The organism is Micrococcus flavus, assembly GCF_014204815.1.
Lineage (GTDB): Bacteria > Actinomycetota > Actinomycetes > Actinomycetales > Micrococcaceae > Micrococcus > Micrococcus flavus.
Genome location: NZ_JACHMC010000001.1, coordinates 2,439,068 through 2,460,603, shown reverse-complemented (window position 1 = coordinate 2,460,603; position 21,536 = coordinate 2,439,068). Strand labels below are relative to the sequence as shown.

The 21,536-nt window shown below is 74.0% G+C and carries 20 protein-coding genes; 7 read left to right on the top strand and 13 right to left on the bottom strand.

Translation table 11 applies throughout. From position 1 onward, the window contains the following. Positions 1-94: 94 nt before the first annotated feature. From BJ976_RS11400 to BJ976_RS11390, 3 genes are all read right to left on the bottom strand, one after another. Positions 95-847, bottom strand: coding sequence for a class F sortase (locus BJ976_RS11400; RefSeq protein WP_135030452.1), 753 nt, complete (start codon positions 845-847; stop codon positions 95-97). Between the two features lie 18 nt (positions 848-865). Further along, positions 866-1,525: an excalibur calcium-binding domain-containing protein gene (locus BJ976_RS11395; RefSeq protein WP_167736946.1), complete on the bottom strand. Its 660-nt coding sequence runs from the start codon at positions 1,523-1,525 to the stop codon at positions 866-868. A gap of 94 nt (positions 1,526-1,619) precedes the next feature. Further along, entirely contained in the window at positions 1,620-2,819 is a 1,200-nt protein-coding gene (locus BJ976_RS11390; RefSeq protein ID WP_135030451.1) for a PucR family transcriptional regulator, read from the bottom strand. Between the two features lie 86 nt (positions 2,820-2,905). On the opposite strand from BJ976_RS11390, the gene BJ976_RS11385 reads away from it, so the two are divergent. The 3 genes from BJ976_RS11385 to BJ976_RS11375 all read left to right on the top strand — a co-directional run bounded on the left by BJ976_RS11385 (position 2,906) and on the right by BJ976_RS11375 (position 6,449). After that, positions 2,906-3,958 (top strand): ferredoxin reductase, encoded by a 1,053-nt coding sequence (locus BJ976_RS11385; RefSeq protein ID WP_184231871.1) that lies wholly within the window; start codon positions 2,906-2,908, stop codon positions 3,956-3,958. 78 nt (positions 3,959-4,036) lie between these two features. Next, complete coding sequence (locus BJ976_RS11380; protein WP_229667435.1) at positions 4,037-5,449, top strand: fatty acid desaturase family protein; 1,413 nt, start codon at positions 4,037-4,039, stop codon at positions 5,447-5,449. A gap of 157 nt (positions 5,450-5,606) precedes the next feature. After that, a complete protein-coding gene (locus BJ976_RS11375; protein ID WP_135030588.1) occupies positions 5,607-6,449 on the top strand; it encodes a spermidine synthase in 843 nt (280 codons plus the stop codon). A gap of 48 nt (positions 6,450-6,497) precedes the next feature. Here BJ976_RS11375 and BJ976_RS11370 read toward each other — a convergent pair whose 3' ends face one another. Continuing rightward, positions 6,498-7,217, bottom strand: a complete 720-nt coding sequence (locus BJ976_RS11370) for a type 1 glutamine amidotransferase domain-containing protein (RefSeq protein ID WP_135030589.1) — start codon at positions 7,215-7,217, stop codon at positions 6,498-6,500. Positions 7,218-7,322: 105 nt separating this feature from the next. On the opposite strand from BJ976_RS11370, the gene BJ976_RS11365 reads away from it, so the two are divergent. From BJ976_RS11365 to trpB, 3 genes are all read left to right on the top strand, one after another. Next, the gene (locus tag BJ976_RS11365; RefSeq protein ID WP_229667436.1) at positions 7,323-8,336 is read left to right on the top strand and encodes a DMT family transporter; all 1,014 of its coding nucleotides are present in this window, start codon (positions 7,323-7,325) and stop codon (positions 8,334-8,336) included. 323 nt (positions 8,337-8,659) lie between these two features. Continuing rightward, on the top strand, positions 8,660-10,246 hold the full coding sequence (locus BJ976_RS11360; RefSeq protein ID WP_229667454.1) for a ribonuclease J: 1,587 nt from the start codon (positions 8,660-8,662) through the stop codon (positions 10,244-10,246). Between the two features lie 82 nt (positions 10,247-10,328). Beyond that, positions 10,329-11,615, top strand: a complete 1,287-nt coding sequence (gene trpB / locus BJ976_RS11355) for a tryptophan synthase subunit beta (RefSeq protein ID WP_135030590.1) — start codon at positions 10,329-10,331, stop codon at positions 11,613-11,615. 79 nt (positions 11,616-11,694) lie between these two features. Here trpB and BJ976_RS11350 read toward each other — a convergent pair whose 3' ends face one another. The 8 genes from BJ976_RS11350 to BJ976_RS11315 all read right to left on the bottom strand — a co-directional run bounded on the left by BJ976_RS11350 (position 11,695) and on the right by BJ976_RS11315 (position 19,243). Beyond that, positions 11,695-12,945: a Glu/Leu/Phe/Val family dehydrogenase gene (locus tag BJ976_RS11350; RefSeq protein ID WP_135030591.1), complete on the bottom strand. Its 1,251-nt coding sequence runs from the start codon at positions 12,943-12,945 to the stop codon at positions 11,695-11,697. Between the two features lie 391 nt (positions 12,946-13,336). After that, the gene (locus BJ976_RS11345; RefSeq protein WP_135030592.1) at positions 13,337-13,600 is read right to left on the bottom strand and encodes a hypothetical protein; all 264 of its coding nucleotides are present in this window, start codon (positions 13,598-13,600) and stop codon (positions 13,337-13,339) included. 123 nt (positions 13,601-13,723) lie between these two features. Next, positions 13,724-14,731: an ABC transporter substrate-binding protein gene (locus tag BJ976_RS11340; RefSeq protein WP_135030593.1), complete on the bottom strand. Its 1,008-nt coding sequence runs from the start codon at positions 14,729-14,731 to the stop codon at positions 13,724-13,726. Between the two features lie 17 nt (positions 14,732-14,748). Beyond that, positions 14,749-15,432 carry an ABC transporter permease gene (locus BJ976_RS11335; RefSeq protein WP_135030594.1) on the bottom strand — a complete coding sequence of 228 codons (684 nt, stop codon included), beginning with the start codon at positions 15,430-15,432 and terminating at the stop codon, positions 14,749-14,751. Beyond that, positions 15,429-16,184, bottom strand: a complete 756-nt coding sequence (locus BJ976_RS11330; protein WP_135030595.1) for an ABC transporter permease — start codon at positions 16,182-16,184, stop codon at positions 15,429-15,431. The genes BJ976_RS11335 and BJ976_RS11330 overlap by 4 nt, the downstream gene beginning before the upstream one ends. Beyond that, positions 16,181-16,990 carry an ABC transporter ATP-binding protein gene (locus BJ976_RS11325; RefSeq protein ID WP_135030596.1) on the bottom strand — a complete coding sequence of 270 codons (810 nt, stop codon included), beginning with the start codon at positions 16,988-16,990 and terminating at the stop codon, positions 16,181-16,183. Before BJ976_RS11325 ends, BJ976_RS11330 begins: the two co-directional genes overlap by 4 nt. A gap of 172 nt (positions 16,991-17,162) precedes the next feature. Then, positions 17,163-18,326: an ArsO family NAD(P)H-dependent flavin-containing monooxygenase gene (locus BJ976_RS11320; protein WP_376698718.1), complete on the bottom strand. Its 1,164-nt coding sequence runs from the start codon at positions 18,324-18,326 to the stop codon at positions 17,163-17,165. Further along, entirely contained in the window at positions 18,323-19,243 is a 921-nt protein-coding gene (locus BJ976_RS11315) for an SDR family oxidoreductase (RefSeq protein WP_135030597.1), read from the bottom strand. The genes BJ976_RS11320 and BJ976_RS11315 overlap by 4 nt, the downstream gene beginning before the upstream one ends. A gap of 210 nt (positions 19,244-19,453) precedes the next feature. Here BJ976_RS11315 and BJ976_RS11310 point away from each other — a divergent pair, with 210 nt between their 5' ends. After that, positions 19,454-20,176, top strand: coding sequence for a Pr6Pr family membrane protein (locus BJ976_RS11310; RefSeq protein ID WP_135030598.1), 723 nt, complete (start codon positions 19,454-19,456; stop codon positions 20,174-20,176). A gap of 153 nt (positions 20,177-20,329) precedes the next feature. On the opposite strand, the gene BJ976_RS11305 is transcribed toward BJ976_RS11310, so the two are convergent. Then, complete coding sequence (locus tag BJ976_RS11305) at positions 20,330-21,475, bottom strand: cystathionine gamma-lyase (RefSeq protein ID WP_135030599.1); 1,146 nt, start codon at positions 21,473-21,475, stop codon at positions 20,330-20,332. Between the last annotated feature and the right edge of the window lie 61 nt (positions 21,476-21,536).

The window sequence follows — 21,536 nt, the reverse complement described above, 5'->3', positions numbered from 1 at the left end:
GCTGATCCGCGGGGTGCAGGGCGGAGCGTATCCCGGTCCGGCCGGGCACGGCGAGGGCCGGGGTGCGGGACGCGCGGGGCGCGCAGGCGGGCGGTCAGCCCGTCAGGCGCGCGTAGACGACGTGGTTGGCCTCCCAGCGTCCGGTCCAGGCGCTGTAGTCCTCGCAGGTGATCAGGCGCAGCTGGGCGTCGTCCGTGTTCCCGTAGACCTCGTCCTTCGGGAAGTCGGCCCGCTCGTAGGAGACGGAGCGGTCCACGGTGAAGACCGCGGTGGTGCCGTCCTCGCGGTCCACCTCGACGACGTCGCCCGGCCCCAGCTCCTCCAGCCGGCCGAAGACGCCGAGCCGACCGTGCGCGTTCCCCACGTGCCCGAGGAGGACCGCCGGGCCGCGCTCACCGGGCGTCGGGGAGTTGCGGTACCAGCCGGCCGGGGAGCCCTCGCCCGTGGGCGGGACCTCGACCGTGCCGTCCTCCTGCAGTCCGAGCTCCATCAACGGGGAGTCGATGTCCACGGAGGGCACGCGCACGCGGGTGGGCACGGCGGCGGGCAGGACGTCGTCCTCGGGCGCGGCCGCCTCCGGCTCCGCCGCGGACGTCTCCGCGCCCTCGGCCCAGTACTCCTCCACCGCGTCCTCGCGGGACCACGACCCGGTGGACGCGGAGGTGCTCGGCTCGACGGAGGGAGAGGGGGTCGCCGTGGCCGGGACCGACGTCGTGCCCGGGGCGGGCTGCGGCGCGGGGGCGGCGGCCGGCGTCGTCTCCGGCCCGGCGCAGCCGGCCAGGAGCAGGCACAGCGCCGCCGCGGACGCGACGAGGCGTCCGCGGCGACGCGGTGCGGCGGGGCTCATCCGGGGGATGTCCCTGGGTCAGGCCTGGCGACGGCGCAGCGCCACGCCAGCACCGCCGACGGCGGCCAGGGCCAGCGCGCCCGCGGCGAACGGGGCCAGCGGGGTGCCCTCGGCGCCGGTGTCCGGGGTGCCCTCGGGGACCACGGTGACCTGCGGCTCGTCGTCGGAGGCGTCCTCGTCGTCGGACTCCTGGACGGCGGCGGCCTTGATCGCGGCGATCTCCTCGGCGGCGGCCTCCTCGCGGCCCTCCACGATCACGCCGTACTCGACGTTGTACTCGCAGCCCACGCCGTCCTGGTCGGAGTCGAGGTCGTCGTGGTAGTCGTCCGAGGCGGCCGGGATGTTGAAGACACCGGCGGCGTAGGCGTCCTTGCAGTCCGGGTAGGTGTAGGCGGCGTCCGGCAGGGCCTGGTCGGTCGGGTCGTGCGTGGCCGTCGGGGCAGGAGCGGACGCCCCGTCCGTGCGACGCAGGCCCTCACCCTCGCAGACGACGCCGTTGCTGTTGGCGTCACGCTTGTTAGCGAAGTTGGCGTCGCCCGGGACGAAGTTGCCGTAGCCCGCCTCCCGCGCCTCGGCGCAGGTGTCGAAGAGGGGCACCTCCGCGGAGGCCGGGGCGGCGGAGAAGGCGGTCAGGGACAGGGCTGCGGCCAGGGTGAGGCCGGTGGCGGTCTTCTTCATGGTGTCCTCAGGGTCGGGCGGACGAGACGGGGGATGGCGCACGGATGCGGGTGACGGGACCCACACCGGACCTATTCCTATCCGACGCACAGCATCAAAGTCCACCGGTGACGACCGCCCGCCCCCGCAGGGCCAGCTCCAGGTCGAACCGCGCGTCGGGGTCCTCGAGGACGTCCCCGAACAGCTCCCGCAGGCGGCCCACGCGGTACCCCACGGTCTGCGGGTGGACGCTGAGCTCCCGGGCCATGGGGGCCCGCTGACCCCAGTGGCGCAGCCAGGAGGCCAGGGTGTCCTCCATGGCCCGGCGCTTGCCGTCCGTGAGGCCGTCGAGCGGCGCGAGCACCCGGTCCGAGAGCTGACGCAGCACCTCCGGGGCGGCGCCGAGCACCACGGCCCCCAGGTGCTCCTCCGCGAGGATCGCCTCGCCCTCGGCCACCCCCGGCAGCCCCGGACGCTGGGCCGCGAGCGCCCGCGCCACCCGGTGGGAGGTCGGCACGCGGGACGGGATCACGGTGGGTCCCACCACGGCCCCCGTCCCGGCGAGGGCGTCGAGCATCCGCCGGCGCACGGCGGGCGAACGCGGCGAGGGCGCCACCAGGACGGTCTCGCCGCCGCGCTCGAGGACCAGTCCGCGGCGCACCAGCACCGCGCGCACGGCCGGGTCCACCTCCTCGGGCAGGACCGCCACCGTCAGCCGCTCGGGGACGGGCCAGTCCGCCACCACGGACAGCCGGTCGATCTCCGCCGGCGCCGCGGTGCCGTGCAGGAGCGCGGCCGCCAGCTCGGCCCGGTGCCGCTCGAGCACGCCCGCCCGCGCCGACTGCTCCGCGGCGTAGGCCTGGGCGCTGACGGCGGAGAGCTCGTCGATGTACGCCCAGATGGACTCCCCCAGGTCCACGACGACGCCCATCGCCATCCCCTGGCGGGCGCACTCCTCGGAGAGCTCGCGGAAGGCGATCCGGGCCGCGAGGCGGTAGGCGCCCAGGAGGTGGTCCATCGTGCGGCCCTCCCGGAACTCGCCGGCGCCGAGGGAGGCCATGAGGTCGCGGGTCTCCGGGTTCAGGGTCCGGCGGGAGGTCCCGGGCAGGCTGAGGAGCTGCCCGAGGGCCGTCCGCACGCCGAACGCGATCTTCTTGCCGTAGCCGCCGTCCCGGGCCGCGGCGTACGCGGGGATCTGGTCCGGCACGGTGCCGATGATGCGGTCCGCGACCCCCGGGACCACGGGGGCGAGGGCGTCGGCGAGGTCCGCGGGCAGGGCCTGCCAGGGCGGGGACGGGGCACCGGATCGGGGCATTCTTCATCTCCTGACGATGAACTCTTGGGGAGCATCGTACGCGGCGGGCGAAGAAACCTGACTCCCCGCGGCATACGCTCTGACTCATGGCCGCATCCCCCCTCCTGTCGCGCCTGGCGTCCACGCTCCTGCACCCGCTCACGCCGCAGGACGTGATGGCCCTGTTCGACCCCGTCCACTCCTCGCGCCAGCTGCGCGGGGTGGTGACCGCCGTCGAGCACCCCGCCGCCGGCACCGTGACCGTCCGCTTCCGCCCCGGCCCCGGCTGGCATGCCCACGAGGCCGGCCAGTGGGCCCGGATCGGCGTGGACGTGGACGGCGTGCGCCGGTGGCGCTCCTACTCGCTCTCCGCCGCCGCGGGCGAGCAGCCCGAGATCACCGTGCGGGACGTGGGCCTGGTCTCCGGCACGCTCGTGCGCCGCACCAAGCCCGGCGACGTCCTGTTCCTGGCCCCGCCGGAGGGCGACTTCGTCCTCCCGGGCCATCCCCGCCCGCTGCTGATGCTCACCGCCGGCTCCGGCCTCACCCCCGTGATGTCCATGATCCGCACCCTGGTGCCGCGGCGGCAGGATGCGGACGTGGTCCTGGTCCACTCGGCCCGCACCCTGGAGGACATCCCGTTCCGCGAGGAGCTCGCCGAGCTCGCCGACCAGTTCCCGGGCCTCACCGTGCACCATCGGCTGACGTCGCAGGACGGCCGTCTGGACCTGTCGGGCCCGGCCGCCCTGGACGCCCTGTGCCCCGACTGGCGCGACCGCACCGCCTACGCGTGCGGCCCCACGGAGTTCCTCGACGCCGCCGAGGCGCTCTGGGCCGAGCACGCGCCCGAGGAGCTGCTGCTGGAGCGGTTCAGCGTGGACCTCGTGGGCGGCGAGGCCGGTGCGGGCGGGCTCGTCACGTTCGAGCGCTCGGACGTGGAGGCCCCCGGCCCCGGCGACGCCCCGCTGCTGGACGTGGCCGAGGACGCCGGGATCGCCGCGCCGTACGGCTGCCGCATGGGCATCTGCCACGCGTGCCTGACCCCGCTGCGCTCCGGGCAGGTCACGGACCTGCGCTCCGGCGAGGTGCACGGCGAGCCCGGCGACCTGATCCAGACGTGCGTGTCCGCCGCCGCCGGCCCCGTCTCCCTGGACCTGTAGCCCCGCCGCGGCGCGTCGGCCCCACGCCGCGCGGCGCCGCCCCACGATCTCCACCCACCCCACGACGAAGGAGTCACCATGACGCAGACCCTGGACCGTCCACACCTGCCCGCCGAGGCCCGCCCCCTGCGGATGGGCATCGGCACCGCCGCCTCCGCAACCCCCACGCTGCCGGGCACCGCGGTCCGCAGCCCGCTGCGCCACGTCCTGACCGACGACGTCGCGGACACCACCAGCTGGGCCCCCCTCGACGACGTCCCGGCCGCCGGTGAGGCCGCCGCGGACGACGCCGGCACCGCGCCCGGCACGGAGCGCGCTGAGGGCCCGGCGAGCGCGACCGCCCAGGTGGCCGCGCCGTCGTCGTCCGCGCCCGCGGGCAGCGCCCGGCGCAGCGACGCCCTGGCGGCCGAGGGCGGACCCGTGGCCCGCCACCCGCTCACGGCGCATCTGACCGACGAGGACATCGCGGAGATCGGCCGGGAGCTGGACGCGATCCAGGAGTCCGTCCTGGCCACGCGGGGGGCGCGGGACGCGGCCTACATCCGCCGCGTCATCCGCCTGCAGCGCGGCCTCGAGGTGGGCGGGCGCGTGTGCCTGCTCAACGCGAAGCACCCGGCGGCGTGGCTGGCCGGGACCACCATGCTCACGGTGGGCAAGATCATCGAGAACATGGAGATCGGCCACAACGTCCTGCACGGCCAGTGGGACTGGATGCGGGACCCGGACATCCACTCCACCACGTGGGAGTGGGACTTCGTGACCCCCTCCAGCGCGTGGCAGAACACCCACAACGACGCGCATCACCGCTGGACCAACGTGTCCGGCAAGGACCACGACCTCGGGTACAACGTCCTGCGCATGGACCCCTCCGAGCCGTGGGAGCCGCGCCACCTGCTCAACCCCGTGATCAACGGGATCCTGGCGCCGTTCTTCGAGTGGGGCATCGCCATCTACGACCTCGAGCTGGCCCAGGTGCAGTCCGGTGAGAAGCCGAAGGAGGCCCTGTGGCGCGACCTGCGCTCCGTGGGCGTGAAGGCCGCCCGTCAGCTGGCCAAGGACACCGTGGCCACGCCGCTCATGGCGCAGGCGCTGACCGGCTCGGGCGTGGCGGCGTGGGCCGGCACCACCACCGCCAACTTCGTGCGCAACATCTGGGCGCACGCGGTGATCTTCTGCGGCCACTTCCCCGACGGCGTGGAGACGTTCTCCGAGGAGATGGCCGCCGGCGAGACCCGCGGGCACTGGTACGTGCGGCAGATGCTGGGCTCGGCGAACATCTCCGGCTCCCCGCTCATGCACTTCATGACCGGCAATCTCTCCCACCAGATCGAGCACCACCTGTTCCCCGACCTGCCGTCCAACCGGTACGCCGAGGTGGCCGTGCAGGTGCAGGACGTGTGCCGCCGCTACGGGCTGCCCTACAACACCGGGCCCCTGCTGACGCAGGTCAGCTCGGCGTGGAAGAAGGTCTGCCGGCTCGCCCTGCCGTGACCCCCTCAGCGAATCGACTGCACTTCTGACCCTTCTGGACCCGGTTTCGCGGCTCAGAAGGGTCAAAAGCGCAGTGGATTCGCGAGGGCGAGGGGGCGCGGGGATGCGGGGGTGGGTCGGGACGGGACGGGACGGGTCGGGACGGGACAATGGCCCCATGGCCCACGACGACGTCCCCTCCCCCGCCCCGCGCACCGTCCACCTGGCCGCCTCCGGGGTCGACGCGCGGATCCTGCCCGATCCCCACGGCGACGGGCACGTCCTCGAGGTGGGCGGCCACGCGCAGTCCCACGTGGACCTCGCCCGTCCCCAGGAGGTCCGCTACGAGTACCTGCGCCGGATCGCGAACGTCCTCGATCTCCTCGCCCCGGCCGGCGCGCCCCTGCGGGTGCTGCATCTGGGCGGCGGCGCGCTGACGCTGCCGCGGTACGTCGCCTCCACCCGCCCCGGCTCGGCGCAGACCGCCGTGGACCTGGACCGCGAGCTCATGGGCCTGGTCCTGGACGAGCTTCCCCTGCCCGCGGACGCGGACGTGCAGGTCGTGATCGGAGACGCGCGGGCCGCCGTCGACGACCTGCTGGACCCGCTGGAGGGCGAGTCGAGCGCGGGGGCGTGGGACGCCGTCGTGCTGGACATCGACACGGACTCCGGCGCCGTGGCGCACCTGACCGGGGCGGCCTTCCACGCCGAGCTGCTCGCGCTGCTCTCCCCGGGCGGGGCGCTGCTGGTGAACATCGGCGACGACGACGGCCTCGCCCACCTCGGCACGCAGCTCACGGCCCTCGAGGCGGCCTGCGCCGAGGCCGGCGTCCCGGGCCCGTGGACGCTGGGACCGGCGTCCGTGCTGGACCGGCTCGAGCTGGGGAACGCCGTGCTGGCGGCCGGGCCGGGGTTGCGGACGCTGGACCGGGACGCGCTCGCCGCCGCGGGCCCGCACCCCGGGCTCGTGCTGGACGAGCACGGCACCGCGGAGCTGGCGGAGCGGATCGAGCGGGCCTGAGGCGCGGGGTGCCTCGCCGGCGCCGCCCGGCGGGCCGGGGTGCCGGGCTCAGCGGGCGACGCCGGCCGCCGCGTTCAGGTCCTGCACCAGGCGCTCGGCCAGCGGGGCCGAGGACTGCGGGTTCTGGCCGGTGTACAGGGCGCCGTCCACCACCACGTGCGGCTGCATGGGGAAGCGGGCCTTCTCGTACCGCACGCCGCCGTGCTCCAGCTGCGCCTGCACGGTCCACTTCGCCTTGCGCGCGAAGAGGTTCAGCTTCTCCTCGAGGTCGGAGAACGCGGTCATCCGGCGCCCCTCGGCCACGATCGTGCCGTCATGGCGCTTGGCGGCGAACACCGCCGCGGGCGCGTGGCACAGCAGGGCCAGCGGGGTCTCGTCCAGCAGGCGCTGGGCGATGATCGCGCCCGAGACCGGGTCGTGCGCGAGGTCCTCCATGGGGCCGTGGCCGCCGGGGTAGAACACCAGGTCGTAGCGGGACTGGTCCACGTCCGCGAGCACCAGCGGACGCTCCAGCCATGGGCGCAGGCGCTCCAGGTACCCCTTCAGCTGCTCGCGCTTGGCCGGGGAGCCGCCCATCACGCCCAGGCTGAGGCGGTCCACGGTGGGCGCCTTGCCGCGCGGGGTGGCGATGTCCACGTCCCAGCCCGCCTCGACGAACGTCTGGTGCGGCACCACGAGCTCCTCGGCCCAGAAGCCGGTGGGGTGCACGGTGCCGTCCTTGAGCGTCCACCCGTCGGCGGCGCTGACGACGAACAGGACACGGGTCATGGGGGGCCTCCTCAGGCACGGGTGGACGGACGGCGCGGGCCGTCCCTTGCCGGTCAGTCTCCCCGACGGGCGAGGGGCTCGGCCAGCCGCGCCATACTGGCTCAGGTGACCTCCCCCCTCCTCCCCTCCCCTCCCGGATCGCCCCACTCCCCGGCGGGCACGGGCCTCCTGGTGGTCCTGGCGCTCGTGGCCGGGGTCGCGATCCCGCTGCAGGGCCGGATCAACTCGGCCGTCAGCCTCCAGCTGGGATCGCCGGTGCACGCCGCCCTGATCTCCTTCTCCTCCGGTCTGGCGCTCATGACGCTGGTGTGGCTGCTGCTGCCGGCGGGGCGCCGCTCGGTGGCGCGGATCCCGGCGGCCGTGCGGGCGGGGCACGTCCGCTGGTGGCAGATGCTCGCCGGCATGATCGGCGCGGTGTTCGTGTTCAGCCAGGCCCTGACCATCCCGGTGATCGGCGTGGCCGTGTTCACCGTGGCCGTGGTGACGGGGCAGATGCTGGGCGGCATGACGCTGGACCGCCTCGGGTGGACCCCGGCCGGGGTGCAGCGCATCAGTCCGCGGCGCCTGATCGGTGCGGTCCTCGCCTTCGTCGCCGTCGTGACCGTGGTGTGGCCGAGCCTGCAGAGCACAGGCAGCCCGGGCGCATGGCTGCTGCTGGCCCTCGTGCCCCTGCTCGCGGGTGCGGGCACCAGCGTCCAGCAGGTGCTGAACGGCCAGCAGACCGCCCACTACGGCAACCCGATCCCGGCCACGCTCCTGAACTTCGTGGCCGGCACGGCCCTGCTCGCCGTGCTCACCGGGGTCACCGCCGCGGCCTCCGGGGGCCTGGCTCCGCCGCCGGGCGCGTGGTGGATGTACCTGAGCGGGCCGCTGGGCTGCGTGTTCATCGGTCTGGCGGCGTTCCTGGTGCCGCGGGTCGGCGCGTTCCTGACCACCCTGGGCATGGTGGGCGGCCAGCTCCTGGGCTCGCTCCTGCTCGACGCCGTCGCGCCCGCCCCGGGCACGCACGTCACCGGGCTGACGGTGGCCGGCACGCTGGGGGCGCTGGTGGCCATGGTGGTCGCCTCCACCCCGCAGCTCCCCGTCGGCCTGCGCCGACGTCGTCGCCGGGCGCGGTGACCCGCGACCGCGCACGCGGAGAAAACCCCGTAGTCTAGACGAAGACTTCACCCGTTCCCCGCCCGCGCCCTCGACGGCCGCGTGTCCAGGACGGGGCCCCGCACGCCTCGAGACCGAGTCCGTGCCCCTCCCTGCCCGACCGACGAAAGCACGCTGACTTGACCCGTTCCTCCCGCAACTCCTCCTCGCGCAACTCCTCCTCCCGCCGCCGCGGGGGCTCCGGCGGCGGCCGCAAGCCCCGCGCCAACGCCGCCCCGGCCCCCCTGGCCAAGGGCGGCCTGCGCGTCACGCCGCTCGGCGGCCTCGGCGAGATCGGCCGCAACATGACCGTGTTCGAGCACCAGGGCAAGCTCCTGGTGGTCGACTGCGGCGTGCTGTTCCCCGAGGACCACCAGCCCGGCATCGACGTGATCCTGCCGGACTTCACCTCCATCCGGGACCGCCTCAAGGACATCGTGGGCATCGTGCTGACGCACGGCCACGAGGACCACATCGGCGGTGTCCCGTACCTGCTCAAGGAGCGCCCGGACATCCCCCTGATCGGCTCCGAGCTCACGCTGGCCTTCATCGAGGCCAAGCTCCAGGAGCACAAGATCGCCCCGAAGACCCACCTGGTGGTCGCCGAGGACAAGCGCCACTTCGGGCCGTTCGAGCTCGAGTTCGTGGCCGTGAACCACTCCATCCCGGACGCGCTGGCCGTGGCCATCCGCACGGACGCCGGCCTCGTGCTGCACACCGGCGACTTCAAGATGGACCAGTTCCCGCTGGACGACCGCATCACGGACCTGCGCCACTTCGCCCGTCTGGGCGAGGAGGGCGTGGACCTGTTCCTCACGGACTCCACCAACGCGGAGGTCCCGGGCTTCACCGTGTCCGAGCGGGACCTGACCCCCGCCATCGACCACGTGTTCCGCACGGCGCCGAAGCGGATCATCGTGTCCTCCTTCGCCTCCCACGTGCACCGCATCCAGCAGGTGCTCGACGCCGCCCAGGCCTCGGGCCGCAAGGTCGCCTTCGTGGGCCGGTCCATGGTGCGGAACATGGGCATCGCCGGGGACCTGGGCTACCTGAAGATCCCCCAGGGCCTCGTGGTGGACTTCAAGAAGCTGCAGGACATGCCGGACGACAAGATCGCCCTGATCTCCACCGGCTCCCAGGGCGAGCCGATGGCCGCGCTGGGCCGCATGGCCAACAAGACCCACCAGATCAAGCTCAACCGCGGCGACACGGTGCTGCTGGCCTCCTCCGTGGTGCCCGGCAACGAGACCTCGATCACCGGCATCATCAACAAGTTCACGGACATGGGCGTGAAGGTGGTGCACAAGGGCAACGCCAAGGTGCACGTCTCCGGCCACGCCTCCGCGGGCGAGCTGGTGTACTGCTACAACATCGTCCGGCCCACCCACGTGATGCCCGTGCACGGCGAGGCCGCGCACCTGCACGCCAACGGCGAGCTGGCCCGCAGGACCGGCGTCCCGGAGGACAAGGTCGTCATCGTCAAGGACGGCGACGTCGTCGACCTGGTGGACGGCGAGGTGTCCGTGGCCGGCAAGGTCGAGGCCGGGCTCGTCTACGTGGACGGGGACACGGTCGGCAAGGTCACCGAGAGCACCCTCGAGGAGCGCCGCTCCATGCAGGAGGGCGGTCTGGTCACCGTGGTCGCCATCGTGGACCCGGACACCAACCAGCTGGCCGAGCCGCTGGAGTTCATGACCAAGGGCTTCATCCAGGACGCGTCCGTGTTCAAGGGCGCCGCGGAGAAGGTCAAGGCCGCGCTGGCCGGCTCGAAGGTCCAGGACATCGACGACATCGAGAAGCTCGAGAAGGTCATCGGCGACGCCGTGCACCGTCACCTCGACCGGGCCTACCGCCGCGCCCCGCTCGTGACCGTGGTGGTCGTGGACGCCTGAGCCGACTCCCGTCCGGGACGGCCCGTCCCCTCCGGGGGCGGGCCGTCCGCATCCCTCGGATCCGCCCCCAGGAGGCACCCGCATGACGCATCGCCCGAAGTCCTCGACCGCCGAGCCGCGCACCCTCGCAGAGGCCGCCGCCCTCGTCTCGACGCCTGACCTGGACGTGAGTCCGGACGGAACCTTCGGCGAGTTCGGCGGCGCCCACCTGCCCCCGCACCTGCAGGGGCCGATGGCCGAGGTCGCCCAGGCGTACGCCGACGCCCGGAACGACCCGGAGTTCTACGCCGAGTACCGACGCCTGCTGCGCGACGTCGTCGGCCGCCCCTCCCCCGTGACCGAGGCCCGGCGGCTGTCCGCGGAGCTCGGCGGTGCGCAGATCCTGCTCAAGCGCGAGGACCTCAACCACACGGGCTCGCACAAGATCAACCACTGCATCGGCGAGGCGCTGCTCGCGAAGCGCATGGGCAAGCGCAGCCTGATCGCGGAGACGGGCGCCGGCCAGCATGGCGTGGCCCTGGCCACCGCGGCGGCCATGACCGGCCTGGACTGCGAGATCCACATGGGCGCGATCGACATCGCCAAGCAGCACCCCAACGTGGTGCGGATGCGCCTGCTCGGCGCGAAGGTCGTCTCCGTGGACAGGGAGGGGCGCTCACTCAAGGAGGCCGTGGACTCGGCCTTCGACGTGTACGCGCAGCGGCCGCAGGACTACCTGTTCGCGATCGGCTCCGTGGTGGGTCCGCACCCGTTCCCCACGATCGTCCGCGACTTCCAGACCGTGGTGGGCCGCGAGTCCCGCGCCCAGCTGCTCGAGCGGTTCGGCGCTCTGCCCGCCGCCGTGGTGGCGTGCGTGGGCGGCGGATCCAACGCGATGGGCGCGTTCACCGCCTACCTCGACGACGCCGACGTCCGGCTGATCGGGGTCGAGCCGGGCGGGCGCTCCGCCGCCCGCGGCGAGCACGCGATGACCATGACCCACGGCACCGCGGGGACGCTGCACGGCATGGCCACGCTGGTCATCCAGGACGACGACGGCGCCGCCGCCCCGGTGCACTCCATCGCCTCCGGCCTCGACTACCCGGGGGTCGGGCCGCAGCACGCGCACTTCCAGTCGATCGGGCGGGTGGAGTACGTGGCGGAGGACGACGACGCAGTGCTGGACGCGTTCCAGCGCCTCACCCGCCTCGAGGGCATCGTGCCGGCGCTCGAGTCCGCCCACGCCGTGGCCCACGCGATGCGCCTGGCCCCGACCCTGCCCGCGGACGCGCGGATCCTCGTGAACCTCTCCGGCCGCGGGGACAAGGACGTGGACTACGTCGCCGAGCGCCTCGGCCTCGAGGGCGTGGCGGACGAGACCGTGCGCTGACCGGAGACACCACTGCCCCGCATCCGTGAGGATGCGGGGCAGTGGTGCATCCGGGGGGCTCAGGCGGGCCGGCGTCGGATCACGGGTAGAGGCCGCGGATCTCGTGGGCGTCCCGGACGCGCTTCACCGCGGTGACGGTGGCGGCCTCGCGCAGGCTCACGCCGTGCTTCTGGCTGGCGGCCAGGACGCCGTCCCACGCGGTGCGCATGCGCTCGGCGAGGCGGTCGTTGACCTCCTGGAGGGTCCAGCGGTAGGCCTGGTTGGCCTGCGCCCACTCGAAGTAGGACACGATCACGCCGCCGGCGTTGGCGAGGATGTCCGGTGCGACGAGCACGCCCTTCTCGTTGAGGATCGCGTCGGCCTCACCGGTGGTGGGGCCGTTGGCGCCCTCCACCACGATCATCGCCTTCACGTCGGCCGCGTTGTCCTCGGTAAGGACGCCCTCGACGGCGGCGGGCACCAGGACGTCGACGTCCATGGTGAGCAGCTCCGCGGGGTCCATGGCCTCGGTGCCGGGGCAGTCGACGACGGAGCCGGTCTCGGCCACGTGGGCGGCGAGGGCGGCGTAGTCCAGGCCCTCGGCACGGCGGACGGCGCCGTACTGGTCGGACACGGCCAGGACCTTCACGCCGGCGTCGGCCAGGAACTTCACGGTGCCGGCGCCGACCTTGCCGAAGCCCTGCACGGACGCGGTGGCGTTCGTCGGGGCGATGCCCCTGTGCTTGAGCGCGGCGAGCGCGATGTGCACCACGCCGCGGGAGGTGGCCTCGGCGCGGCCCAGGGAGCCGCCGAGGGAGACGGGCTTGCCGGTGACGACGCCCTGCACGGTGTGGCCCATGGCCACGGAGTACGTGTCCATCATCCACGCCATGGTCTTCTCGTCCGTGCCCACGTCCGGGGCCGGGATGTCCTTCTCGGGGCCGATGATCGGCAGGATCTCGGTGGTGTAGCGGCGGGTGACGCGCTCCAGCTCGGCCTGCGAGTAGTTGCGCGGGTCGATGGTCACGCCACCCTTGGCGCCGCCGTAGGGCACGTCCACGAGGGCGCACTTCCAGGTCATCCACATGGCCAGGGCGCGCACCTCGTCCAGGTCCACGGACGGGGCGAAGCGGACGCCGCCCTTGGCGGGGCCGCGGGAGAAGTTGTGCTGCACGCGGTAGCCGTGGAACACCTCCACCTCGCCGGAGTCACGCCGCAGCGGGATGCTCACGGACAGTTCGCGGCGCGGGTTGGCCAGGAGCTGGTGGGTGCCCTCGTCGTAGCCGAGGGTCTCAACGGCCCTCTCGAGCTGGGCCAGGGCGTTGGCCAGCGGGGACGATGCGGAGGTCATCGCGGATTGTCTTCCTTCGTGGACGGATCGAGCGGGTCTGCTCACCGGGTCGCGCCCCGTGGAGGCCCGGGGTGCGGGATCCACGACGGTCGGCCCGGTCGAGGGCGCGCCGAGGCCACGAAAGGGGAGGCCACGACGCTGTGTGCCAGGCGATGACGCTAGACCTCCCGCCCGCGGCTGACCAGGGCGGAGGCCGCGGCGGCGACGGACCGGAGACGAAGCGCTGGAACGTCGCCGCCAGGTGGACGTCCTGATCGAGACCCGCCGCAGTCAGATCAGATCGTCCACACCACCCGGGAGGCGTTCCGCTTCTTGAGGGTGATCTGCCGCCAGGTGGAATGCCCGCGGCCGAGGCCGCCCAGACCGCTCTCCCCCGCGGCCGGCTGAGCCCTCAGTCCTCGGCGGCCTCGGCCCCCTCGGCCAGCCGCTGCAGGTGTGCCGCCGCATCGTGCGCGAGCGCGGGCCGAGCCTGACGGATCCGGCACCGCAGGGCCAGGCCCCGCGGGCGGCGCGCCCCGAGCGGGGTGAGGCTGTCCACCCAGCGGACGGCGTCGTCGTCGTCCGCGAAGCCGGTCTTGCGCAGGGCCAGCACGGGGCCCTCCCGATCGGCCGCGTGTCGTCCCGGGGCCAGGTCCAGACGGATGGGTCCGGTCATGCCGTCCTCCTTCGTCCTGCGGCGTGCGCCGCATCGGCCTCCCACGCTGGCACAGCGCGGCCCGCGACGGCAGGTCCCGCCGACGCTCCTCGGACGGGGACGCCCCTCAGCCGGTCTCCCGGGTCAGACGAGGCCCTTCTGCCGCAGCCAGTCGGCGGCCACCTGCCGCGGCTGCTTCTTCTCCTCGCCCATGGTGGCGGCGTTCATGGCCAGCAGGTCGTCCGTGGTCAGCTCCTTCTGCACGGCGTCCAGAGCGGTGCGCACGCGGTCCGAGACCTTCGCCGTGGACATCAGCGGCACCACGTTCTGCGCCGTGATCATGCCCTTCGGGTCCTCGAGGGTGACGAACCCGTTCTCCTGGATCGCCGGCGTCGTGGAGAAGATGTTCGCCACGTCCACGTCCCCGTCGGTGAGGGCGCGCACCGTGAGGGGGCCGCCGGCGTCGCTGATGGGGGTGAACGCCATCTTCTCCTGCGGGACGCCGTAGATCTCGGTGAGCCCGGACAGGCCGGCGCCGTAGTCCCGGCCCGCCAGTTCCGGCAGGCCGCCGATCCGCAGCGTGCCCTCGTACCCGGCGAGGTCCTCGAGCGAGGTGATGCCGTGCTCCTTCGAGAAGCCGGCGGTGACGTTGTAGGAGTCCTTGTTCTCCGCCGCGGCGGGGGTGAGCGCCGTGAGGCCCTGGGGCAGCGCGCCCTCGAGGGCGGCGGCCACCTCCTCGGAGGACGACGCCGTCGCCTCCTTGTCGAAGTAGCCCAGCAGGTTGCCGGTGTACTCGGGGACCACGTCCACCGAGCCGTCCTGCAGTGCCGCGATGTACACCTCGCGCGCGCCGATCTGCATCTTGCGCTCCACCTGCAGGCCCTCGGCCTCGAGAGCCTGGGCGTAGAGCTCGCCGAGGATCTCGGACTCGGCGAAGTTGGCCGAGCCCACGCGGATCACGTCGCCGGCCCCGCCGGAGGACGCGTCTGCCTGCGCGGCCGGGCTCGAGGAGGCGGCGGAGAGGGGGTCGCCGCCGCACGCGGCCAGCAGCGGGGCGGCGGCGAGCATGCCGAGCACGGCCCGGCGGCGGGGGGTGACGGCGTCGGAGAGGCGGGCGGGGAGGGAGCCGGGGCGGGACGGGGAAGACGCCATGACGGGGTCCTTTCGGGTCAGGCCCGGGCGCGGGACGCGCGCAGGCCGGTGGGGGTGAGGAGTCGTTGGAGCAGGAGGAGCAGGCCGTCCACGGCCAGGGCCAGGACGGCGATCAGGAGGGCGCCCGCGAGCATGGTGGTGTAGTCCTGCACCGCGAGCGCGTCGAACAGGTACCGGCCGAGGCCGCCGAGGCCCAGGTAGGCGGCCACCGACGTGGTGGCCAGCACCTGCAGCGTGGCCGAGCGCAGGCCGCCGACCACCATCGGCAGGGCGAGCGGGAGCTCGACCTGGCCGATCAGCTGGCCCGTGGAGTGGCCGTTGGCCCGGGCGGCGTGCACCACCTCGCGGGGCACGGCCTGCAGCCCGGCGTACGTGCCGGCCAGCAGCGGCGGGATCGCCAGCACCACCAGCACGATCACGGTGGGGATCACGGCCTGCCGCAGGCCGATCTGCAGGACGATCGCCAGGAACGTCAGCAGGCCGAGGGTGGGCAGGGCGCGCAGCGCGCTGGAGAGGCCGACGACGACGCGCCGCCCCTTCCCGGTGTGCCCGATCCACACGCCCACGGGCACCGCGATCAGCGCGGCGATCACGAGCGCCAGGGCCGAGTAGCCCAGGTGCTCGAGGACGCGGGCGGGCACGCCGCCGGGGCCGGACCAGCGGACCGGGTCGGAGAACCACGCGATCAGGGAGGCGATCATCGGGTGCCCCCCGCGGTGGTGACGGGCGCGTCCGGGGCGAGGCCGGCGTCGTCGGTGGAGGCGGTGCCGGTGCGGGCCGCGTCCGGGGCGGCGGGGCGGCGACCCCGGCGGGGGCCGTCCTGGCTGCGGGTCCACGGCATGAGCACGGCGGCGGCCACCTGGAGGACCACGTCGAAGACCACGGCCAGGATCACCGTGCCCACGATCCCCACGGCGATCTCCGTGAGGAAGCTGCGGGAGTAGCCCTCGGTGAAGAGCGTGCCCAGGGACTGCACGCCGATCAGCGCGCCCACGGACACCAGCGAGATCGTGGACGCGGAGACCACGCGGGTGCCGGCCAGGATCGACTCGCCGGCCAGGGGCAGCTCCACGCGCCAGAACCGCTGCCACGCGCTGTGGCCCTGGGCGGTGGCGGCGGTGAGCAGCTCGTCGTCGACGGCGTCGAACGCCTCGGAGGCGCTGCGCACCAGCAGGGCCGCGCCGTAGAGGGTGAGCGCGACGACTACGTTCACGGGGTCCAGGATCCGGGTGCCGATCAGACCCGGCAGGATCACGAACACCGCCAGTGACGGGATGGCATAGAGCAGGGAGGAGCCGCCCACGATCAGCTTCCGGCCCCAGCCGGTGGCGTTGGCCAGGCGGGCGACGGGCACGGAGACCAGCAGGCTCAGCAGGACGGCGGGCGCCGCGATCAGGGTGTGCTGCCAGGCGAGGGACAGGATGTAGTCGAGGTTGGTGGAGATCCAGGTCATCGGGCCTCCAGCGTCCCGGCCACGCGCCCGGCGGCGTCCACCACGGTGGGGGTGCCGGCCCGTTCCTCCACGTGCAGGCGGCGGCGGTCCCCGCCCACGAAGGAGCGCACGAAGTCCGAGGCCGGGTGCAGGAGGATCTCCTCCCCCGGGCCCTGCTGCGCGATCCGGGCGCCCTCGCGCAGCACGAGGACCTCGTCGCCGAGGAGGACGGCCTCGTCCACGTCGTGCGTGACGAACAGGACGGTCTTGGCGAGCTCGCGCTGGATGCGGAGCATCTCGGCCTGCAGCTCGGAGCGGACCACCGGGTCGACGGCGCTGAACGGCTCGTCCATGAGCAGCACGTCGGGATCCGGCGCGAGGGCGCGGGCCACGCCCACGCGCTGGCGCTGGCCGCCGGAGAGCTGCGCGGGGTAGCGCTTGGCCAGCGCCGGGGACAGGCCCACGAGCTCGAGCAGCTCCTGCGCGCGGGCCCGATCCGCGGCGGAGGCGCGGCCGGTCAGGCGCGGCACGGTGAGGACGTTGTCCAGCACGGTGCGGTGCGGCAGCAGGCCGGCGTTCTGCATGACGTAGCCGATCCGGCGGCGCAGCTTCACGGGATCCAGGGAGGCGACGTCGTCGTCGTCGATCAGGACGCGGCCGGCCGTGGGGTCCACCATCCGGTTGACCATCTGCATGAGCGTGGTCTTGCCGCAGCCCGAGGAGCCCAGCAGGACGGTGGTGGTGTGGGACGGGACCTCGAGGCTGAAGTCCTCGACGGCGCAGGTGCCGTCCGGGAACGTCTTGCCCACGTGCTCGAACCGGATCATGGGGAACGGACTCCAGGGGGTCGGGGAGCATCGGGCGGGGCGGCGCCGCGGGATCGCGGGAGGGGGCGCGGCCGGCCGGGGGCTCAGGCCGCGCTCCGACGCCTGGTCCGCCAGGATAGGGGCGCGCTGGATCGCGCGTCGAGGGGTGGGCGACGTGAACGGATGCCTCGGCTCAGGTGGCCGCGCGCAGGTGCTCGGTCGCGGCCGCCACGGTGGCGCGGGCGGGTCCGCCGACCCCCACGAGGGTGGCCGACGCCGGGCCGCACCAGTCGCCGTAGCCGAGCAGGAAGAGCCCGGGCCGGTCCGCGGACGCGGTCGGCGGCGCGTCGGCCGTGGCGGGGACGTCCCCATGCCGGGTGAGGCCGAGCGGGCGCAGGTGGCCGAGCGCGGGGCGGAACCCGGTGCACCAGACCACGGCATCGAGGGGCTCGTGCGTGCCGTCCGCCCACACGGCGCCGTCCGCGGTCAGCCGCTCGGGCATCGGGCGGGCCTCGAGCAGGCCGGCGTCACGGGCGCGGCGCACCGGCGGCAGGACCACGATGTCCCCGAGCGCCCCGACGCCCTCCGCCTCGGGACCTCCGGCCAGGGACCGGACCCGCGCGGTGGCGGCGCGGAAGAGCGCGGCGCCGTCGACGTCGTCGGGCATCCACCGGGGCGGTCGGCGCGTGGCCCAGACGAGGGAGCGGGCCGTCCGCGTGAGGTCCGCGGCGATCTGCGCGCCGGAGTTGCCGCCGCCCACCACCAGCACCCGCTGCCCCGTGAAGTCCTCCGCGCGGCGGTAGTCCACGGTGTGCAGGAGCCGACCGGCGAACTCCCCCACGCCGGGCAGGTGCGGCCGGAAGGGGCGGGACCACGTGCCGGTCGCGGAGATCACGGCGCGGGCGTGCCAGTCGCCGCGGTCCGTGCGCACGGCGAAGCCGCCATCCGGGGCGTCCGCCACCTCCAGGACGGTGACGGGCCGGTGCACGGGCAGCTCGTAGCGGCGCTCGTACTCGGTCAGGTAGGCCACCACGTGGTCCGCGGACGGGGTGCCGGGCCCGGGCCACGCCGGCATCCGCCAGCCCGGCAGCGAGCTGGTCTCCGCCGGGGAGAACAGGGCGAGCGAGTCCCAGTAGTGGCGCCAGGACCCGCCCGGGGCCTCGGCTGCGTCGAGGATCGCGACGCTCGGGGCCGTCCCGCCCCGGCCGCGCGCGGCGTCCCGGGCCAGGCGGTGCAGGTGGTAGCCGGCCGCGAGGCCGGCCTGTCCCCCGCCGACGACCAGGACGTCCACGCGCCGCGCGTCGCCGGCGGAGGCCGGCGACGCGCGGGCGGGGACGTCCGGGGCGAGGGGCGTCACGGGGTCGGCATGCCCCCGGTCACCGGGATGGTCGCGCCCACCACGTACGAGGACTCCGGGGAGGCCAGGAACACGTAGGCCGGGGCGAGCTCGGTCGGCTGGCCGGCGCGGCCCAGCGGGGTGGCCTTGCCGAACTCCGGCAGGTCCTCGGGCTGCTGGCCGCCCGAGGGCTGCAGCGGCGTCCAGATGGGGCCGGGCGCCACGGCGTTCACCCGGATGCCCTTCGGCGCCAGCTGCTGGGCGAGGGACTTGGTGAACGTGTTGATGGCGGCCTTCGTGGCGGAGTAGTCCACCAGGACCTCGGGGGCGTGGTAGGTCACCACGGAGGTCGTGTTGATGATCGAGGCGCCCGGCTTCAGGTGCGGCAGCGCCGCCTTGACCAGGCGGAACTGGGCGAGGATGTTGACGTCGAAGGTCGCCTCGAGCTGCTCGTCGTCGATGTCCTCGATGGACTCCTGGGCTACCTGCTTGCCGCCGTTGTTGACGAGGATGTCCAGGCCGCCGAGGGCCTCGACCGCCTGGGCCACGAGGTCCTTGCAGAACTGCTTGTCCCGCAGGTCGCCGAGGATCACGGCGCACGTGCGGCCCTCCGCCTCGACGACCTCCTTGACGTGCTGGGCGTCCTTCTCCTCCTCCGGCAGGCCGGTGATGACCACGTCGGCGCCCTCGCGCGCGAAGGCGATGGCGGTGGCCGCGCCGATGCCGGAGTCGCCGCCGGTGATGAGCGCCTTGCGACCCTCGAGCCGGCCGGTGCCGCGGTAGGAGTGCTCGCCGAGGTCCGCCTTCGGGGTCATCTCCGCGTCCAGGCCGGTGCCGGGCAGCGACTGCTCCGGCGGGGTGATGGCCGGGTAGCGCGTCACCGGGTCCTGCAGGGTCAGCTGGTCGGTGGTGGTGGTGTGGGTGTCCTGGGACGCCATGGTTCCTCCTGGTCTCGTTCGGCCGACGGGCGAGGGCCGCGCCGGCGCCTCCAAGCGTAGAAGCCGCGGTCGGGGTCCGGCGAGGGCCCGCCGTCGGGCCGGCCGCCGCCCCCCTCGGCGAATCCACTGCAGTTCTGACCCTTCTGAGGCCGGATCGGGGTCTGAGAACGGTCGGAAGTGCAGTCGATCCGCGTGGGGGAGGATGGGCGCATGCGGCACACACCGGCCCCCGCCCCGCGCACCCGCTCCCCGTTCACGACGGCGGCGCGTCTCGCCTTCTCCGTGGCGGCGGCGCTGTCCCTCGGCGGCAACCTCCTCTCCCTGTGGATCGGCTCGTGGAAGACCTCAACGGTGCCTGCGGGCGCCGGCTACTCCGGTGTCCTCCACGCCGGCTGGGAGCACATGCTCAACCAGCCGACCTACTTCACGTTCCTCTCGAACTTCCTGGTGGGGATCACGTCGCTGCTGCTGGCGGTGCGCCTGGACCGCCCGTCCACGCTGTTCCGGGTGTTGCGGGTCACCGGCGTGGCGTGCATCGTGATCACGGGAGTGGTGTTCAACCTGCTGCTGCGGGACGCCGCGCCGGAGACCGCCGTCGAGGAGCTCAACGACACGGTCCAGCACATCGTGACGCCGATCCTCACGCCGATCCTGTGGGCCGTGTTCGGGCCGCGGCGACAGATCACGTGGCGGGTGGTGGGGCTGTCCACGGTCATCCCGCTGGCCTGGCTCGCGTTCACGCTGCTGCGCGGGCCGTGGATCGACTGGTACCCGTACACGATCCTCGACGTGCCACGGCTGGGCTACGGCGGGGTGGCGGTCTATATCGCAGCGATCCTGGTGTTCTTCGTGGCCGTCGCGGCTCTGCTCCGGGTGGCGGACGCGCTGCTGGCGCGGGCCGGCGTCGGGGTCATGTTCCCGCCGCGGCCATGACGCCTCATTCCCCGCCCGCTCCTTCCCCCGGCTCCCACCTCCCCACGAATCGACTGCTCTTCTGACCCTTCTGGAGCTCGATCCGGGGCTGAGAAGGGTCAGAAGTGCAGTCGATTCGTGGGAGGCGAGGTGGCGCGGGGTGGGGGGCCGGCCTCAGGCCGCGAGCGCGTCCAGCACCCGCCGCGCCTCGGTGAGCAGCTCCTCGGTCGGCTCGCAGCCCACCGCCACGCGCACGAAGCCGGGCGTGACGTCGTCGCCCCAACGGGCGCGCCGCTCCGCCGAGGTGTGGGTGCCGCCGAAGCTCGTCGCGGGCACCATCCAGCGCATGTCCGCGATGAACCGCTCGGCCGTGGCCTCGTCGGCGAAGGTGACGGCCACGAGCGGGCCGCCGAGGCGCATCTGGTGCGCGACGACGTCGCGGTCCGGGTGGTCCGGTAGCCCCGGGTACGCGACGGACTCCACCGCGGGGTGGGACGCGAACAGCTCCGCGAGCGCCTGCGCCGAGGTGCACATGCGGGACAGGCGCACCTCGAGGGTCTCCAGGCCGCGGTGGATGAGCCACGCCTCGTGCGCGCCGGGAATCCCGCCCACCAGGGTCCGCCACTGCCGCACGCGCTCCAGGACGGCCTCATCCCGCGTGGAGACGTGCCCGCCGAGGGCGTCCGAGTGCCCGTTGACGGCCTTGGTGTCCGAGCTGACGACGACGTCCGCGCCCAACTCGAGCGGCCGCTGACCCAGCGCGGTGAGAGTGGTGTTGTCCACGACGACGAGCGCCCCCGCCGCGTGCGCCCGCTCGGCCACGGCGGCGACGTCGCACACGCGCAGCCCCGGGTTCGAGGGGGTCTCGAGGTGGACCAGGCGGACGCCGGCGAGGTCGCGGAAGGCGACCTCCGACGTCGGGACGTACTCGACCTGGACCCCGCGGGGGGTGAGGAACGCGTCGGCGAGCTGGCGGACGGCGCCGTAGCCGTCGGAGGGCAGGAGGACGCGGTCGCCGGCGGAGAGCAGGGGCATCAGGACCGCGGCGATGGCGCCCATGCCGGAGGGGAACGCGAGCGTGGGGGCGCCCTCGAGCGCGGCGAGGGACTGCTCCAGGACGGTCCACGTGGGCTGGTCCCAGCGCGCGTACTGGTAGGCCGCGCCCGACGTCGTCGGATCCCCGGGGACCGCGAACGTGCTCGCGCTGACCATGGGCGCGGCGATCGGCTCGCCGGGCGTCAGGTGCTCCGTGCGGTGGTGCAGGACGGGGGCGAAGGCGGGGACGGCGGGGGGCGGCGTCGTGGGCTCGGGCGGGGTCATGCGGCCCATTGTGCTCCGGCCCGGGCGCACTACCACCACGTAGATGCGGGTCTACGTGGTG

Bases quoted from the DNA above. Each gene is read 5' to 3' on its own strand.
- BJ976_RS11400 (WP_135030452.1), bottom strand. From the start codon at position 847: ATGAGCCCCGCCGCACCGCGTCGCCGCGGACGCCTCGTCGCGTCCGCG.
- BJ976_RS11395 (WP_167736946.1), bottom strand. From the start codon at position 1,525: ATGAAGAAGACCGCCACCGGCCTCACCCTGGCCGCAGCCCTGTCCCTG.
- BJ976_RS11390 (WP_135030451.1), bottom strand. From the start codon at position 2,819: ATGCCCCGATCCGGTGCCCCGTCCCCGCCCTGGCAGGCCCTGCCCGCG.
- BJ976_RS11385 (WP_184231871.1), top strand. From the start codon at position 2,906: ATGGCCGCATCCCCCCTCCTGTCGCGCCTGGCGTCCACGCTCCTGCAC.
- BJ976_RS11380 (WP_229667435.1), top strand. From the start codon at position 4,037: ATGACGCAGACCCTGGACCGTCCACACCTGCCCGCCGAGGCCCGCCCC.
- BJ976_RS11375 (WP_135030588.1), top strand. From the start codon at position 5,607: ATGGCCCACGACGACGTCCCCTCCCCCGCCCCGCGCACCGTCCACCTG.
- BJ976_RS11370 (WP_135030589.1), bottom strand. From the start codon at position 7,217: ATGACCCGTGTCCTGTTCGTCGTCAGCGCCGCCGACGGGTGGACGCTC.
- BJ976_RS11360 (WP_229667454.1), top strand. From the start codon at position 8,660: ATGACCGTGTTCGAGCACCAGGGCAAGCTCCTGGTGGTCGACTGCGGC.
- trpB (WP_135030590.1), top strand. From the start codon at position 10,329: ATGACGCATCGCCCGAAGTCCTCGACCGCCGAGCCGCGCACCCTCGCA.
- BJ976_RS11350 (WP_135030591.1), bottom strand. From the start codon at position 12,945: ATGACCTCCGCATCGTCCCCGCTGGCCAACGCCCTGGCCCAGCTCGAG.
- BJ976_RS11345 (WP_135030592.1), bottom strand. From the start codon at position 13,600: ATGACCGGACCCATCCGTCTGGACCTGGCCCCGGGACGACACGCGGCC.
- BJ976_RS11340 (WP_135030593.1), bottom strand. From the start codon at position 14,731: ATGGCGTCTTCCCCGTCCCGCCCCGGCTCCCTCCCCGCCCGCCTCTCC.
- BJ976_RS11335 (WP_135030594.1), bottom strand. From the start codon at position 15,432: ATGATCGCCTCCCTGATCGCGTGGTTCTCCGACCCGGTCCGCTGGTCC.
- BJ976_RS11330 (WP_135030595.1), bottom strand. From the start codon at position 16,184: ATGACCTGGATCTCCACCAACCTCGACTACATCCTGTCCCTCGCCTGG.
- BJ976_RS11325 (WP_135030596.1), bottom strand. From the start codon at position 16,990: ATGATCCGGTTCGAGCACGTGGGCAAGACGTTCCCGGACGGCACCTGC.
- BJ976_RS11315 (WP_135030597.1), bottom strand. From the start codon at position 19,243: ATGGCGTCCCAGGACACCCACACCACCACCACCGACCAGCTGACCCTG.
- BJ976_RS11310 (WP_135030598.1), top strand. From the start codon at position 19,454: ATGCGGCACACACCGGCCCCCGCCCCGCGCACCCGCTCCCCGTTCACG.
- BJ976_RS11305 (WP_135030599.1), bottom strand. From the start codon at position 21,475: ATGACCCCGCCCGAGCCCACGACGCCGCCCCCCGCCGTCCCCGCCTTC.